At 61.9% G+C, this 14,905-nt stretch carries 14 protein-coding genes and 1 tRNA gene; 8 read left to right on the forward strand and 7 right to left on the reverse strand.

The features are described 5' to 3' along the window. The first annotated feature begins 36 nt into the window (after window positions 1-36). The 3 genes from DSM107133_RS01665 to DSM107133_RS01675 all read left to right on the forward strand — a co-directional run bounded on the left by DSM107133_RS01665 (window position 37) and on the right by DSM107133_RS01675 (window position 4,077). Window positions 37-1,242, forward strand: a complete 1,206-nt coding sequence (locus DSM107133_RS01665; RefSeq protein ID WP_114293075.1) for an AMP-binding protein — start codon at window positions 37-39, stop codon at window positions 1,240-1,242. 225 nt (window positions 1,243-1,467) lie between these two features. Beyond that, on the forward strand, window positions 1,468-2,355 hold the full coding sequence (locus tag DSM107133_RS01670) for an alpha/beta hydrolase (protein WP_205387795.1): 888 nt from the start codon (window positions 1,468-1,470) through the stop codon (window positions 2,353-2,355). A gap of 51 nt (window positions 2,356-2,406) precedes the next feature. Continuing rightward, the gene (locus DSM107133_RS01675) at window positions 2,407-4,077 is read left to right on the forward strand and encodes an iron ABC transporter permease (protein WP_114293077.1); all 1,671 of its coding nucleotides are present in this window, start codon (window positions 2,407-2,409) and stop codon (window positions 4,075-4,077) included. A 40-nt stretch (window positions 4,078-4,117) separates the two neighbouring features. Here the strand turns inward: DSM107133_RS01675 and yghU are convergent, their stop codons facing one another. The 3 genes from yghU to DSM107133_RS01690 form a co-directional block, all read right to left on the reverse strand. Continuing rightward, on the reverse strand, window positions 4,118-4,993 hold the full coding sequence (gene yghU / locus DSM107133_RS01680; protein WP_114293078.1) for a glutathione-dependent disulfide-bond oxidoreductase: 876 nt from the start codon (window positions 4,991-4,993) through the stop codon (window positions 4,118-4,120). Window positions 4,994-5,204: 211 nt separating this feature from the next. Next, window positions 5,205-5,330, reverse strand: coding sequence for a type B 50S ribosomal protein L36 (gene ykgO / locus DSM107133_RS01685; RefSeq protein ID WP_005850168.1), 126 nt, complete (start codon window positions 5,328-5,330; stop codon window positions 5,205-5,207). Between the two features lie 83 nt (window positions 5,331-5,413). After that, a tRNA-Val gene (locus tag DSM107133_RS01690) sits at window positions 5,414-5,488 on the reverse strand. A 150-nt stretch (window positions 5,489-5,638) separates the two neighbouring features. On the opposite strand from DSM107133_RS01690, the gene DSM107133_RS01695 reads away from it, so the two are divergent. Together DSM107133_RS01695 and DSM107133_RS01700 are read left to right on the forward strand one after the other, a co-directional pair. Beyond that, window positions 5,639-6,499: an N-formylglutamate amidohydrolase gene (locus DSM107133_RS01695; protein WP_114293115.1), complete on the forward strand. Its 861-nt coding sequence runs from the start codon at window positions 5,639-5,641 to the stop codon at window positions 6,497-6,499. A 77-nt stretch (window positions 6,500-6,576) separates the two neighbouring features. Beyond that, window positions 6,577-7,251: a nitroreductase gene (locus DSM107133_RS01700; protein ID WP_114293079.1), complete on the forward strand. Its 675-nt coding sequence runs from the start codon at window positions 6,577-6,579 to the stop codon at window positions 7,249-7,251. Window positions 7,252-7,535: 284 nt separating this feature from the next. On the opposite strand, the gene DSM107133_RS01705 is transcribed toward DSM107133_RS01700, so the two are convergent. Further along, window positions 7,536-8,789, reverse strand: coding sequence for a DNA polymerase IV (locus DSM107133_RS01705; protein ID WP_114293080.1), 1,254 nt, complete (start codon window positions 8,787-8,789; stop codon window positions 7,536-7,538). 51 nt (window positions 8,790-8,840) lie between these two features. Here DSM107133_RS01705 and DSM107133_RS01710 point away from each other — a divergent pair, with 51 nt between their 5' ends. Continuing rightward, the gene (locus tag DSM107133_RS01710; protein ID WP_345889588.1) at window positions 8,841-9,269 is read left to right on the forward strand and encodes an NUDIX hydrolase; all 429 of its coding nucleotides are present in this window, start codon (window positions 8,841-8,843) and stop codon (window positions 9,267-9,269) included. 213 nt (window positions 9,270-9,482) lie between these two features. Here DSM107133_RS01710 and pyrF read toward each other — a convergent pair whose 3' ends face one another. Both pyrF and DSM107133_RS01720 read right to left on the reverse strand, forming a co-directional pair. Next, a complete protein-coding gene (gene pyrF / locus DSM107133_RS01715; RefSeq protein ID WP_114293082.1) occupies window positions 9,483-10,181 on the reverse strand; it encodes an orotidine-5'-phosphate decarboxylase in 699 nt (232 codons plus the stop codon). A 211-nt stretch (window positions 10,182-10,392) separates the two neighbouring features. Beyond that, the gene (locus DSM107133_RS01720) at window positions 10,393-10,770 is read right to left on the reverse strand and encodes an orotidine 5-phosphate decarboxylase (protein WP_243253576.1); all 378 of its coding nucleotides are present in this window, start codon (window positions 10,768-10,770) and stop codon (window positions 10,393-10,395) included. A 324-nt stretch (window positions 10,771-11,094) separates the two neighbouring features. Between DSM107133_RS01720 and clpB the strand changes: the two genes are divergently transcribed. Continuing rightward, window positions 11,095-13,710: an ATP-dependent chaperone ClpB gene (gene clpB / locus DSM107133_RS01725; protein ID WP_114293084.1), complete on the forward strand. Its 2,616-nt coding sequence runs from the start codon at window positions 11,095-11,097 to the stop codon at window positions 13,708-13,710. 195 nt (window positions 13,711-13,905) lie between these two features. After that, the gene (locus DSM107133_RS01730; protein WP_243253577.1) at window positions 13,906-14,400 is read left to right on the forward strand and encodes a L,D-transpeptidase family protein; all 495 of its coding nucleotides are present in this window, start codon (window positions 13,906-13,908) and stop codon (window positions 14,398-14,400) included. A gap of 1 nt (window position 14,401) precedes the next feature. Here DSM107133_RS01730 and DSM107133_RS01735 read toward each other — a convergent pair whose 3' ends face one another. Then, window positions 14,402-14,806: a helix-turn-helix domain-containing protein gene (locus DSM107133_RS01735; protein WP_114293086.1), complete on the reverse strand. Its 405-nt coding sequence runs from the start codon at window positions 14,804-14,806 to the stop codon at window positions 14,402-14,404. Between the last annotated feature and the right edge of the window lie 99 nt (window positions 14,807-14,905).

Below are 14,905 nucleotides of genomic sequence, written 5' to 3' on the forward strand. Positions count from 1 at the left end.
AGCACGCATATTCAACTGACCAACAGGATATTTCCGATGCCGGATACAGCGCATTTTGACGATCTCGAAACCCGCAGTGCGGACCAGAGACAAGCCGAACAGGCTGCGCTGCTGCGCACACGTCTGGCGGCAATCACCCACGCGCCTGAGGACTGGCGCGCGGCGGCTGCTCAGGTGCAGGGCCCCGCGGATCTGGTGAAGCTGCCGGTGCTGCGCAAATCCGAGCTGTCCGCGTGGCAAAAGCAAAACCCGCCCTTTGGCGGCATCGCCGTCAGCAATCTGGCCCATGTATTTCAGTCGCCCGGACCGATCTATGAACCCGGCGGGATCAGCCACGACTGGTGGCGGATGGGTCGTTTCCTGCACGCGGCTGGCATTGGCAGGGGCGACATCGTTCACAACTGCTTTGGCTATCACCTGACGCCTGCGGGGATGATTTTTGAATCTGGTGCAAGGGCCGTTGGCGCGGCGGTGCTGCCTGCGGGCACGGGGCAGACCGAATTGCAGGTGATTGCGGCGCGCGACATCGGCACCACGGCTTATGCGGGTACGCCCGACTATCTGAAGGTTATTCTGGACAAGGCCGACGAGATGGGCGTGGCGCTGAAGATGACCCGCGCGGTTGTGGGCGGTGGCGCGTTGTTCCCCAGCCTGCGTCAGGAGTATGCAGATCGCGGCATCGCCTGCCTGCAATCCTATGCCACCGCCGATCTGGGCAACATCGCCTATGAAAGCGCGGCGATGGAGGGGATGATCGTGGATGAGGGCGTGATTGTTGAAATCCTGACCCCGGGCACAGGCACGCCGGTGGCGCCGGGCGAGGTGGGTGAAGTGGTGGTGACGTCGCTGAACCCCGACTATCCGCTGATCCGTTTTGCCACCGGCGACATGAGCGCCGTGATGGACGGGCAAAGCCCTTGCGGGCGCACCAACATGCGTATCAAGGGCTGGATGGGGCGCGCGGACCAGACAACCAAGATCAAGGGGATGTTCGTGCGCCCCGAGCAGGTGGCCGCTTTGGTCGCAAAACACCCCGACATCGCCCGCGCGCGGGTGATTGCCCAGCGTGAGGGGCAACAGGATGCGATGACGGTGCGGATAGAAGCCGATGGCGGAGATGCGCAAGCCTATGCGTCCAGTATTATCGAGACGCTGAAGCTGAAAGGCACGGTCGAGATCGTGCCGGTGGGCAGCCTGCCGCGCGACGGGGTCTTGATCGAGGATCAGCGGACCTACGACTGACAGTGGGGGCTGTGCCCAAGTTTCTTGCCGTGCGGGGGCTCTGCCCCCGCGCCTGCGGCGCTCCCCCGGAGTTTATCCGGCAAGATGAAGGATCTGCCTGAGCGGCTGATCCCGACCGTTTGTGCGCCGCAGAGAATTTGTGATCGCGGGCGGGCTGGTGAAGGACGCGCGCGGCAGCTAGGACTGCTTGCAGGATTGTGGTGCATTTCAGGGGCAGGCCCGCGCATGTGGATGATACGGCTGTTGGTGTTGGCGGCGTGCGCCCTGTTGGCGGCGTGCGGGACAAAGCCCGAGGCATCGGATGTCCCGGTAACGCCGCTGTTGTTCAATGCGGCGGATATTGAAAAACAGGACAAGCTGCTGATCCTGATCCCCGGATCTATGACGCCGTTGGGTATTTTTGACCCTGTGGTGGCGTGGCGGCCCAAGGGCTATGCCTTTGCGGCTTACCGGTTTCCCGGCATGGACGGGCGTCCGCTGGACGGGCCGCTGGACATTGCCCGTGCCGCGCAGACCATTGTGACGCTGGCAAACCGCTTTCCCGACAAGCAGATCAAGCTGCTGGGCTTTTCCACCGGTGCGCCGATTGCGATGCTGGCGGCCAAGCAGATCGGGCCGCGCGCGCAGGTCGCCGGCATGTCGAGCGCGGTCGAGTTTGGCGGCGGTGCGCAGACGGCGCTGCGCGGCGTTGATGACATTCTGGTCGCGGCGGCACGGGCGCGGTCGGTGAACACGCGCAAGGTTTGGGAAAACTACTTTCCCGTTCTGCTGTTCGGGCGCGATGGCGCGCGTTCGCCCGCGCGGGCCGAGGATATTGCCCGCATTACCAGCCGCCCGAAAAAGGTTGTGGTTGAACCGTCGTTCAATGTCTTCAAGGCGCACACCATGGCCCTGGTCGGCTGGCAAATGCCCGAAGGGTTCACGCTGCCCCCCGAACAGGTGCATCTGTATGCAGGCACCGCCGACACGGTGTTCCGGCCCCGACAGGTGCGACGGTTTGCCCGCGAAATCGGCGGTGCGCCGATCACCTTTTACCCCGGTCTGGGGCATTTGCTGTATGTGGCAGAACCGCGTGTCTTTGACGATATTCTTGCCTTTTTCGAGCAGGGCTGAGGCGCGGGGCATGGTCTGGTCATTCCGAGTGAAATGGTCGACATAAGGGCTATGAGCGATCAAGTATCGAATACAGCGGGGCGGCCCGCACGGGTGCGTCTGGCGCCACGCGGGCTGGCAACGGCAGCGTTGCTGGCTGCGGGGTTGTGCCTGTTGCCGATGGTTGCGGTGTTGCTGGCGTCATTTGGCGGCGGGTTCGACACGGTGCGCCATTTGATGCAGACGGTGTTGCCGCGCTATGCGGGCAATACGCTGGCGCTGGTGCTGCTGGTGTCGGTCGGCACGTTCATGATCGGTGTCGGGGCGGCATGGCTGGTGACGATGACGCGGTTCCCCGGTGTGCGGATGTTCGAGATTGCGCTGGTGCTGCCGCTTGCCTTTCCGGCCTATGTTCTGGCCTATGCCTATACCCATATTCTGGATCACCCCGGCGTTGTGCAGTCAACGTTGCGCGCGGTGATGGGGTGGGGGCCGCGGGATTACTGGTTCCCCGAGATCCGCAGCCTTGGTGGTGCGGCGACGATGCTGGTGCTGGTGTTGTACCCTTATGTCTATCTGCTGGCGCGGGCGTCGTTCATGCAGCAATCGGGCACCACGTTTCTGGCGGCGCGCGCTTTGGGCAGCTCGGTCTGGGGCGCGTTTTTCAAGGTCAGCCTGCCGCTGGCGCGGCCTGCCATTGCGGCGGGGGTGTTGCTGACGGTGATGGAGACCATCGCGGATTTTGGCACGGTGGCCTATTTTGGCGTGCAGACCTTTGCCACGGGGATTTACACCAGCTGGTTCAGCATGGGGGACCGCACGGGGGCGGCGCAGCTGGCGCTGTGTCTGCTGGGGTTTGCGCTGTTGCTGGCGATGCTGGAACGCGCGCAGCGGGGGCGGGCGAAATATCACGATCCGTCGCGGGGTAACAAAGGGGGCAATCCTCCGGTTCAGTTGAAGGGCCTGCGCGCTGTTCTGGCAATTTTGCTGTGTGGCGTGCCGGTTGTGCTGGGGGCGGTGCTGCCCATCGTGGTGCTGGTGATCATGGGGCTGGGGTCCGAACAGGATCTGACCAGCGCGCGCTATGTGGGGTTCGTCAAGAACTCGCTGACCCTGGCGGCGATTGCGGCGGTTTTGACGCTGGGGGCTGCGATTGCGGTGGGCTTTTACAACCGCATCCAGCCGGGGCGACTGGCGCGCGGGGCCGCCTATGTGGCGCGGTTGGGCTATGCGGTGCCGGGCGGTGTGATTGCGGTCGGGTTGATGGTGCCCTTTGCGGCCTTTGACAACCAGCTGGATGCCTGGATGCGGGCCACGTTTGACGTGTCCACGGGGCTGCTGATCACCGGGTCGATCTGGCTGCTGATCGCGGCCTATATGGTGCGGTTTCTGGCGGCGGCGCTGGGGGCCTATGAGGGCGGGCAGGCGCTGGTGCATGTGAACATGGACGCCGCCAGCCGGTCGCTGGGCAAAGGGCCGATGGCGACGCTGCGCCGTGTACACCTGCCGATCCTGACCCCCAGCCTGATGACGGCGGTGCTGATTGTCTTCGTCGATGTGATGAAAGAGCTGCCTGCGACACTGATCATGCGGCCGTTCAACTATGATACGCTGGCGGTACAGGCCTTTCGTCTGGCCAGCGACGAGCGGTTGGACGGGGCGGCGGTGCCGTCGTTGGTGATTGTCGCAGTGGGCGTGCTGCCGGTGATTCTGATCTGTCGTCAGGTCGGGCGCAGCCGGTAGACACGGGCGGCCCGCAAAGGGCCACCCGCAGCGTGGCGCTTCAGCTTTCGCTGTCGTCGCCGATCTTGTCCCAGGTCCGGGTTTCGAAGTCCGATGCATCGTGGCGTTCACGCAGCTGGAATTGCGGTTCGCCAAAGGCACGGTTGACCATGCGGCCGCGTTTGACGGCAGGGCGTTCGTCGATCTTTTTCGCCCAGGCCACCACGTTGGTATAGCTTTCCACGTCAAGGAAGGTCGCGGCGTCGTACAGACGGCCCAGAACCAGCTGGCCATACCACGGCCAGATCGCGATGTCGGCAATCGTGTAGTCGTCGCCGGCGATATAGGGGTGGTCGGCCAGTTGCCGTTCCAGCACGTCAAGCTGGCGCTTGGCTTCCATGCTGAAGCGGTTGATCGGGTATTCCCATTTTTCCGGCGCATAGGCGTAGAAGTGGCCAAAGCCGCCGCCCAGATAGGGCGCACTGCCCATTTGCCACATCACCCAGTTCATCACTTCGGTGCGGGCGGGGCCGGAAGCGGGCAGGAATTCGCCGAATTTTTCGGCCAGATGGAACAGTATCGACGCGCTTTCGAACACGCGCACCGGCGTATCGCCCGAGCGGTCCATCAGGGCGGGGATTTTCGAGTTGGGGTTGATTTCGACAAAGCCCGAGGAAAACTGGTCACCTTCGCCGATGTTGATCAGATAGGCGTCGTATTCCGCACCTTTGTGGCCCTTTTCCAAAAGCTCTTCCAGCATCACGGTCGCTTTGACGCCGTTGGGCGTGGCGAGCGAGTGCAATTGCATCGGGTGTTTGCCGACAGGCAGCTCTTTGTCGTGGGTCGGGCCGGCGATGGGGCGGTTGATGTTGGCGAATCGCCCGCCGCTTTCGGTGTCCCAGGTCCAGACGTCGGGTGGCGTATAGGTGTCGGTCATTCTGAAGGCCTTTCGGTCAGGGGTTTGGTGACAACTTATGGTCTTGGACGGAAGGCGCAAGGCTGTGTCGAAAGGATGTCGGGGGCGCTGCCCCCGGCGCAGGCGCCTCCCCCGGGATATTTGGGGCCAAAAGAACAGTGGGGCCGGGATTTCAGGCAATAAAAAAGCCGCCCCGAAGGACGGCCTTTTTGAAATTGATCTGGCGTAAGCCTTAGCCCTGGCGGGCTTTGAACCGGCGTTGCGTCTTGTTGATGACGTACACACGGCCTTTGCGACGCACAACGCGGCAGTCACGGTGCCGGTTTTTGAGCGAGCGGAGCGAGTTGCGAACCTTCATGGCGCTTCTTCCTCATGTTTCATGGCGCGAAGCAGCGCCGGGGTTGCGGGTGTCCGGGCAGGGTGCCCGAACTGTGAATAGAATGGTGGGCGATACAAGGATCGAACTTGTGACCCCTTCGATGTCAACGAAGTGCTCTACCGCTGAGCTAATCGCCCACTCTGGCCTTCACGAAACACTGCCCCAAAACAAAAATGGGGCGCGAGATTTCGCGCCGGTAGGGGGGCGTATAAAAGGAGTCGGAAGCGGGATCAAGGGCTTTTGATAAGTGTATTTTGTGCTCTATGATATTATCACGAGGAGACATGATGCCCAAGCTTGCCTATGAAGTCATCCATCCTGACAAAAACACGTCTTGTGTCGTGTTTGCTTCTCCGCATTCCGGGCGGGATTATCCGTGGCGATTCTTGCGCACGACCGTTTTGAACGAACATCAGGTGCGTTCGTCCGAGGATGCTTTTGTCGACAAGCTGTTTGATTGCGCGCCGCGATTCGGCGCGAGCTTTCTCAAGGCGGGGGCGCCGCGCGCTTTTGTGGATTTGAACCGGGCGGCGGATGAATTGGACCCTGCGCTGATCGAGGGCGTGCGTCCCAAGGGGCACAATCCGCGCGTGGCCTCGGGGCTGGGCGTGGTGCCGCGTGTGGTGGCCAACGGGCGGGCGATTTATCGGGGCAAGCTGAGTTTGGAAGAAGCCGAGCGGCGCATTGACCTGTATTGGCGTCCCTATCACGCGATGTTGCAGCAATTGCTGGATGGTGCGCACCGCCGGCACGGGCAGGCGGTGCTGATTGATTGCCATTCGATGCCGCATGAAGCGATGGACAGTGTCGTGCGCGGCGGGATGAAGCGACCCGATATCGTGCTGGGCGACCGGTTTGGCGCTGCCGCCGGGGGCGAGGTGGTGGACCGGATCGAGGCGGCCTTTGCCGCGGCGGGGTTTGTTGTGACGCGCAATGCGCCCTTTGCAGGGGCCTATATCACGCAGGCCTACGGGCGTCCTTCGCGGGGGCAGCATGCGGTTCAGGTCGAGATTGACCGGTCCTTGTATATGAACGAGGCACTGGTGCGCCCCAACGGGGCGTTTGACGACGTGCGGGCGCGGCTGATGGCGGTGGTGGGCGAGATCACGCAGATCGGTCAGGGACGGATTCCACTGGCCGCCGAATGATCTGACGTGTCGTTACGCTGGTCCCTGTGCGAATTGCAGGTAGCTTTGCCCCGATAGATTTCAGGGGAGAGACGGCGATGGATCTGGATCAGGCAATTTCCGAGCGGCGCAGCATCAGGGGATTCAAACCCGAACCTGTGCCGCGTGCGCTGTTGGAAGAGATTATCGAACTGGCCAACCGTGCGCCGTCGTCGATGAACACCCAGCCCTGGCATTTTCACGTTCTGACCGGTGCGCCGCTGGAAGCCGTGCGCAGGGGCAATTCCGAACGGATGCTGTCGGGCGTGCCGCCGCAACGCGAGATTGTGGATCACGGTGCCTATCAGGGCGTGCACCGCGACCGGCAGGTCGAGATTGCGATCCAGCTGTTCGAGGCGATGGGGATCGAGCGCGACAACAAGGAAAAACGGCAGGATTGGGTGATGCGCGGTTTTCGCCAGTTTGATGCGCCGGTGTCGGTTGTGGTGACTTTTGACAAGGAACTGCAAGGCGGCACGATTGCGCATTTTGATCTGGGCGCGGTGACCTATGGGCTGGTGCTGGCGGCCTGGAGCCGTGGATTGGGTGCTGTCATCAACGGTCAGGGCATCATGCAGTCGCCGGTGGTGCGCGAACATGCGGGTATTCCCGACGACCAGGTGATTCTGACCTGTGTGGCGCTGGGCTGGCCGGATGAGGAATTTTCGGCCAATTCGGTTGTGTCGCGGCGTCGGGATGTCAGCGAAACGGCGCGATTCGTCGGGTTTGACTGAGGGTGTTGGTGGGGGCGTTGCCGCTGGTTCTTATTTAAAGCACTTCCCGGAAAACGTGATACACAAGCTATCACTTAACGCGTTGAAATCTATGATTTCAGGCAGCGTTAAGTGATTCAGGTTTTTTCGAAAGTGCTATAGGGGGCTCTGCCCCCGGCGCTGGCGCGCCTCCCCCCGGGATTTTTTGAACCAGAGAAGCGGTAGAGTGTTTCGGGATTGCCCTGAGCATCCAATGTCTGCACGCGCGTCAAAATCATGATTTTGCACGATTGCGGGTCCAGAGCCTATCGCAGCGCGCGCCCCTTGACGATGGCATCGGGGCCAAAGCGGCTGCGGATTTTGTCTGTGGCGCGTTCGGCCTGTGTGCGTTTGGTCTTGTCCGGGTCCAGAAGATCGCCCTCGGTGTCGGCCTTGTCGGCATCTGTCAGATCGGAAATGCCGCACCCCAGCAAACGGTAGGGCCCTTCGTTGCCGACCTGATCGAACAGGGCGCGGGCGGTACGGTAGATGGTGTCCGCCATTTGCGTCGGGCTGTGCAGGGACAGCCGTCGCGTCAGCGTGGTGTGGTTGGCACGCTTGAGTTTCAGGGTGACGACCCGGCCTGCCAGATCCTTGGCCTTGGCGCGGTCCGATACTTTTTCGGCCATGCGCCACAGGTGGCCGTCCAGAATGTCGGGGTCGGCGGTGTCGTCGTTGAATGTGGTTTCATTCGAGATGGATTTCATCGGCTCGTGTGCCGTCACCCGCCGCGCGTCGATGCCGCGCGCCAGATGCCACAACCGGTCACCCATCGCGCCAAAGCGGGCGATCAGGTCCTGTTTGTCCCAGCGTTTGAGGTCGGCAAAGCTGCGAATCCCGGCCTTGTCCAGAGATGCCTGCGCCGCGTGCCCGACGCCCCAGATCAGGCGCACGGGCTTGTCATGCAGAAAGCGTTCGGTTTCGGCCTTGCCGATCACCGAGAACCCGTGTGGTTTGTCGAGATCCGAGGCGATCTTGGCCAGAAACTTGTTGTGGGACAGCCCGATTGATCCGGTCAGCCCCAGCTCGCTGCGCATGCGCTGGATCAGCCGCGCCAGCATCACGGCGGGCGGGGCGCCGTGCATCCGTTGGGTTCCGCTGAGGTCCATGAAGGCCTCGTCCAGCGACAGCGGCTGGATGGCGGGGGTCAGCTGTTGCATCATCGCGCGGATGGCGCGCGAGGCGTCGACATAGGCGGACATGCGTGGTTTGACGATGATGGCGTCGGGGCACAGTTTCAGCGCCTGAAACATCGGCATAGCCGAACGCACGCCGCGAATCCGCGCAACGTAGCAGGCCGTGGAGACAACCCCGCGCCGCCCGCCACCGATGATCACCGGTTTGCCCTCCAGTTCGGGATTGTCGCGCTTTTCAACCGAGGCATAAAAGGCGTCGCAATCCATATGGGCAATGGACAGGTCGTTCAGTTCGGGATGCGAAATGACACGCGGGCTGGCGCAGGCCGGGCAGCGGCGCGCGGTGTCAAATTGGTGCAGGCAGTCTCGGCAGAGGGCAGGCATGGCTTTGCAACTGTGCTAGAGTGGGCCTCAGTCTAGCGCGGGGAAGTCGAAATGAACATGCCATTTGCGGGTGCCAAGCTGGCGCTTTTCATTGGCGCGCGGTTGGCGGTGATCCGGCGTGATGACATCGCCGATATCCCCTGGCCGGACTATCTGGACCTGCCGGGTGGCGGGCGCGAAGGCCGCGAAAGCCCCCTGGCCTGTGCCTTGCGCGAAACGCAGGAGGAACTGGGCCTGACGGTGCCGCCGGACGCGGTCGTCTGGGGCAAGCGGTTTGTCGAAAGCGATGGGAATAAATGGTTTTTTGCCGCTCACCTGCCGGAAACGGACGAAGCCAAGATTGTTCTGGGAGACGAGGGGCAAAGCTGGCAGTTGATGGCGCCGCAGATGTTTATTGCCCATCCCAAGGCGGTGCCGCAATTTCAGGCGCGGCTGGCATTGTACATGTCCGGGGTGTCAGGGGATGCGGTCGAGGTGTGAAAACCGGTGTCTCAAAAGAAAGGCCCCCCGCAAAACGAGCGGGGGGAGGTGACGAACTTCAGGAAGAACCAGTTCGTCGGGGAGTATCACCTGTCATTTAACATAACTGAATTTCGCGTTTTGGGCGAGTAGGGAAAACCCGACCCGCCCTATATGCAGTGGTATGTGCCAAATTTCCCACATTCCGTGCGATCATAGCATTCGGGAAACGGTTTAGGGCAGGCTGGAAAGTATGTCTTTTGCTGCTTGGGTGGGGTTGGCGGCGGCCCAGATCGGACGCCCGACAACGATGTGATCCGCCCCGTCGGTGATCGCCTGGGCCGGTGTTGCCACCCGTTTCTGGTCGCCCAGATCGGCCCCGGCAGGGCGCACGCCGGGGGTGACGATCAGACGGTTTACCGCTTCGGGCAGGGCGCGGATCATCGCGGCCTCTTGCGGCGAGGCGATGATGCCGTCGGCCCCTGCATCAAAGGCACGGCCTGCGCGTTCGACCACCAGATCGGCAGTGTCGCCCGGTTTGATCAGGCTGGCGTCCAGATCGGCGCGGTCGAGAGAGGTCAGGATGGTCACAGCGAGGATTTTCATGTTGGACCCTGATGCACCCTCTTTGGCGGCGCGGACAACATGCGGGTCGCCGTGGACCGTCAGGAAATCCAGATCGAACTGCGCCAGCCCGCGCACCGCTGCCTCGACCGTGGCACCGATGTCGAACAGTTTCATGTCCAGAAAGATGCGCTTGCCCTGTTCCTGCTTCAACTCGTTGGCCAGCCCCAGCCCGCCGCCGGTCAGCATCCCCAGTCCGATTTTGTAAAAGGTGACGGCATCGCCCAGATCCTCGGCCAGTTTCAAACCGGCAACAGCATTGGGGACATCAAGGGCAACGATCAGGCGGTCATTTGGGGACTGGGTCATGTGCGGGCTCCTTTGCGCTGCGATGCGCTTAGCGCGAATGGGCCTGTTGCGGCAAGTCTGTGCAACGGGTGCCTGCGGGCAAAAAAAGGCCCGGATGGCACAAAGGCACATCCGGGCAGAGCATCAGAGACCTAGCAGGCAGGCACATGTCTCTGGCAGTGCGGCATCATAAGGCGCGGGGACAGATTGCACCTCAGAGCGGGCCGCGATGCTAGGCTGCGAGGTTACGCAACATAGCAATAGGATCCTTGTTCGGCTTGCGACGCGTCTTGGACGTGCCCGCGCGGGCGCGGGACTGGGCGTCGGCAAGGTTTAGCGATGACGACAACCCGCCGCGCCCTGCATGACGCCGCAACGCCTGTGTGGCGAGGCCCGAGGCCGCGTCCGCATATGACATTGTAATGGGCGCTTCAAAGGCGCATGCATACTTGCGCGCACCCTGTGCTGCGTGGACTGTCACCAACGCTTCGAAGCTTTGGGTCGTCGCATTGTAGATCACGCTGTTCAGCTCAACCGGGTATTGTTGCATTTTGACACCTGTTTGTTGCCATCTGCGGGATAAACGTTTGACGTGCTTGTACGGTTTCATAGTTCTTTGACGTTTTTTTGACGCATTGTTTTTAAACGGGTTTTTGGCCTGTTTCGGTCCTGCCATCGGCCCGCGCTGCGAATCGGGCGCGCGTCGGCATGTGGTTCCGGCGGTTGCGGAGAATAGTGAGTCTCGTGCGGGGCAGGCGGCACAGACTCGTCCGGCTGTGTCGAAAAATCGGTGCGTTCAATGCGATTTCAACGCGGCGGAAACTTGAACTGTGCTGTGGCGGTGCCCAAATCATAACCAAGGCCCTACCCGTCGTGTGTGCTGCAAAATCAGGCGCGCGACACCATCGGGGCGCTTTTGAAAAGGAGACTATCTATGGACTTGTCCAAGTTCACAGAGCGGTCGCGCGGCTTCGTGCAAGCAGCGCAGACGATCGCAACACGGGAAAGCCATCAGCGTTTGGCCCCCGAGCACATATTGAAAGCATTGATGGACGATGATCAGGGGCTGGCCAGCAACCTGATATCACGCGCAGGCGGCAAGCCCGCGCGCGTGACCGAAGCGTTGGCCCTGTCGCTGGGCAAGATGCCACAGGTTTCGGGCGATGCGGCGCAGGTCTATCTGGACAATACCACCGCCAAGGTTCTGGCCGAGGCGGAAGCGCTGGCGAAAAAGGCCGGCGACAGCTTTGTGCCTGTCGAGCGTATTCTGATGGCGCTTTGCATGGTCAAGTCCGGTGCCAAAACCGCGCTGGAGGCGGGCGAGGTCACCGCGCAGGCGCTGAACGCGGCCATCAACGACATCCGCAAGGGGCGCACGGCAGATTCCGCCAGTGCCGAGGACAGCTATGAAGCGCTGAAGAAATACAGTGTCGATCTGACCGAGCGCGCGGAACAGGGCAAGATCGACCCGATCATCGGCCGCGACGAGGAAATCCGCCGCACCATGCAGGTGCTGAGCCGCCGGACCAAGAACAACCCCGTTCTGATCGGGGAGCCGGGCGTGGGTAAAACCGCGATTGCCGAAGGGCTTGCGCTGCGCATCATCAACCGTGATGTGCCCGAAAGCCTGCGCAATAAAAAGCTGCTGGCGCTGGACATGGGCGCGTTGATTGCCGGTGCGAAATACCGGGGCGAGTTCGAGGAAAGGCTCAAGGCGGTTCTGAACGAAGTGACGGCGGCGGCAGGTGAAATCATCCTGTTCATCGACGAAATGCACACGCTTGTGGGCGCGGGCAAGGCTGATGGTGCCATGGATGCGGCGAACCTGATCAAACCGGCGCTGGCGCGGGGTGAATTGCACTGTATCGGGGCCACAACGCTGGACGAGTATCGCAAATACGTCGAGAAAGACGCGGCTTTGGCCCGCCGGTTCCAGCCCGTGATGGTGCAGGAACCCACGGTCGAGGACACGATCAGCATTCTGCGCGGCATCAAGGAAAAATACGAGATGCACCACGGGGTGCGTGTGAGTGACAGCGCGCTGGTTGCAGCGGCAACGCTGAGCCACCGCTATATCACCGACCGTTTCCTGCCCGACAAGGCCATCGACCTTGTGGACGAGGCCGCCAGCCGTTTGCGCATGGAAGTGGACAGCAAACCCGAAGAGCTGGATGCGCTTGACCGCCAGATTCTGCAATTGCAGATCGAGGCCGAAGCCCTGCGCGTCGAGGATGACGCGGCCAGCAAGGACCGGCTGGCCACGCTCGAAGTGGATCTGGCGGACCTGCAGGACCGCAGTGCCGAAATGACGGCGCAATGGCAGACCAACCGCGATGCCATCGCCTCGGCGCAGGGGCTCAAGGAACAGCTGGACCGTGCGCGGGCCGATCTGGACATCGCCAAGCGCGAGGGCAATCTGGCACGGGCCGGCGAGCTGTCTTATGGCGTGATCCCGCAGCTGGAACGGCAGCTTGAGACTCTGGATGCGACCGAGGCCGATGCCAAGATGGCGGACACCGTGCGTCCCGAACAGATCGCCAGTGTGGTCGAACGCTGGACGGGTATTCCGACCTCGCGGATGCTGGAAGGTGAGCGGGACAAATTGCTGCGCATGGAAGACCAGCTGCACAGCCGAGTGGTTGGGCAGGACAGTGCCGTGCATGCGGTGGCCAACGCGGTGCGCCGCGCGCGGGCCGGTCTGAACGACGAAAACCGTCCCCTGGGCAGTTTTCTGTTCCTTGGACCAACCGGCGTCGGCAAGACCGAACTGACCAAGGCGGTGGCGAATTTCCTGTTCGACGACGACAACGCGATGGTGCGTCTGGATATGTCCGAGTTCATGGAAAAGCACAGCGTTGCCCGTCTGATCGGCGCGCCTCCGGGCTATGTCGGCTATGACGAGGGTGGCGTTCTGACCGAAGCGGTGCGGCGCAGGCCCTATCAGGTTGTGCTGTTCGACGAGGTCGAAAAGGCACACCCCGATGTGTTCAACGTGCTGTTGCAGGTGCTGGACGACGGTGTGCTGACCGATGGTCAGGGTCGCAAGGTCGACTTCAAGCAGACGCTGATCGTGCTGACCAGCAACCTCGGCGCACAGGCGCTGAGCCAGCTGCCCGAGGGCGGCGACATGGCCGGTGCGAAACGCGATGTGATGGACGCGGTGCGGGCGCATTTCCGCCCCGAGTTCCTGAACCGTCTGGACGAGACGATCATCTTTGATCGCCTCAGCCGCGACAACATGGATGGCATTGTCGATATCCAGATGGCCCGTTTGCTGAAACGTCTGCAAGCGCGCAAGATCACGCTGGATCTGGACGACAGCGCCCGCAAATGGCTGGCCGACGAAGGCTATGATCCGGTGTTCGGGGCGCGTCCGTTGAAACGGGTGATCCAGAACACACTGCAAAACCCGCTGGCCGAAATGTTGCTGTCGGGCGATGTGATGGACGGAGATACCATTTCTGTAACTGCGGGCAGCGAGGGGTTGATTATCGGTGACCGTGTCGCGGGCACCAACCGCCCCAGACCGGACGATGCCGTGGTTCACTAGGCCATAGATTGAAACCTGAAAGGGGCGTCCGGATCGGGCGCCCCTTTTTCGTCAATGGAAGACTTGAAGAGGGAGCGGCGTTTGGTAAACCTGCCGGACAGGGTAGGAGGACGCCTTTTGAGCCGCCGCGGAATATTGCGTATTCTTGTGTTGCTGCCTCTGATTGCGGTTGCGCTCTTTGGCTATACCAAGGTGATGGCGCGGCTACCCCTGGCCCGGCCGCCAGCGCAGGCAGCACAAGCGTTGCTGGCGGATCATCTTGTCGTCTCCAAGGCTGACAGAAAGCTGTACCTGATGCAGGACGGTCAGGTGATGCGGTCCTATGACATTGCCATGGGCGCACGCTGGGACGAAGGCGCGAAACAAAGCGAAGGCGACGAGCGGACACCCGAGGGCGACTACCGGATTGACTGGCGCAACCCGCAATCGGTGGCGCATCTCAGCCTGCACATCTCTTACCCCGATGCAGCAGATCAGGCGCGCGCGGTGCAGGGTGGTTTTGATCCGGGTGGCAATATCATGATCCACGGACTGCCGAACGGCTGGGGGGCCATCGGAGCGTTGCATCTGTCGGCGAACTGGACGGACGGGTGCATTGCCGTGACCAACAGCGAAATGCGCGAGATCTGGGCACGCACGCCGGACGGGACACCCATTACAATCGCCGCCCACTGGACTCCCGAGACGTAGACTAACCTTGTAGACGCTCCAGTTGTGCGGCGGCAATGCGCGGCATCGACACTTCGATCCAGTCGGCCAGCCCGCGCACTTTCTCGGCCACTTCGCGGCCCAGAGGCGTCAGGCTGTATTCCACATGCGGGGGCACCACGTCAAAGGACACGCGGTTGACAAAGCCGTCGGCGGTCAGCGCTTGCAGCGTCTGTGCCAGCATCCGTTCGCTGACGCCACCGATCTGCTGGCGCAGGGCGCTGAAACGCAGCGTGCCATCCTCCAGCGCCATCAGCACCAGGACAGCCCAGCGGCTGGTCACATGTTTCAGCACGTCGCGCGACGGGCATTGCGCCGCCATCAGATCACCGCGACGGACGCGGTCCGACAGGGGCTCCTGCGTCAGAACGGGGCTTTGTTTGGTCATGGTGCCCTCAGGATTCAAGAAACTTCATACTAACATTTATGTAGGTACTTACTAATCGTAAGTAAAGGGGTTAGCTCTCTTGCAGTAACGTAAAACACT

The organism is Pseudosulfitobacter sp. DSM 107133 (assembly GCF_022788695.1).
Taxonomy (GTDB): domain Bacteria; phylum Pseudomonadota; class Alphaproteobacteria; order Rhodobacterales; family Rhodobacteraceae; genus Pseudosulfitobacter.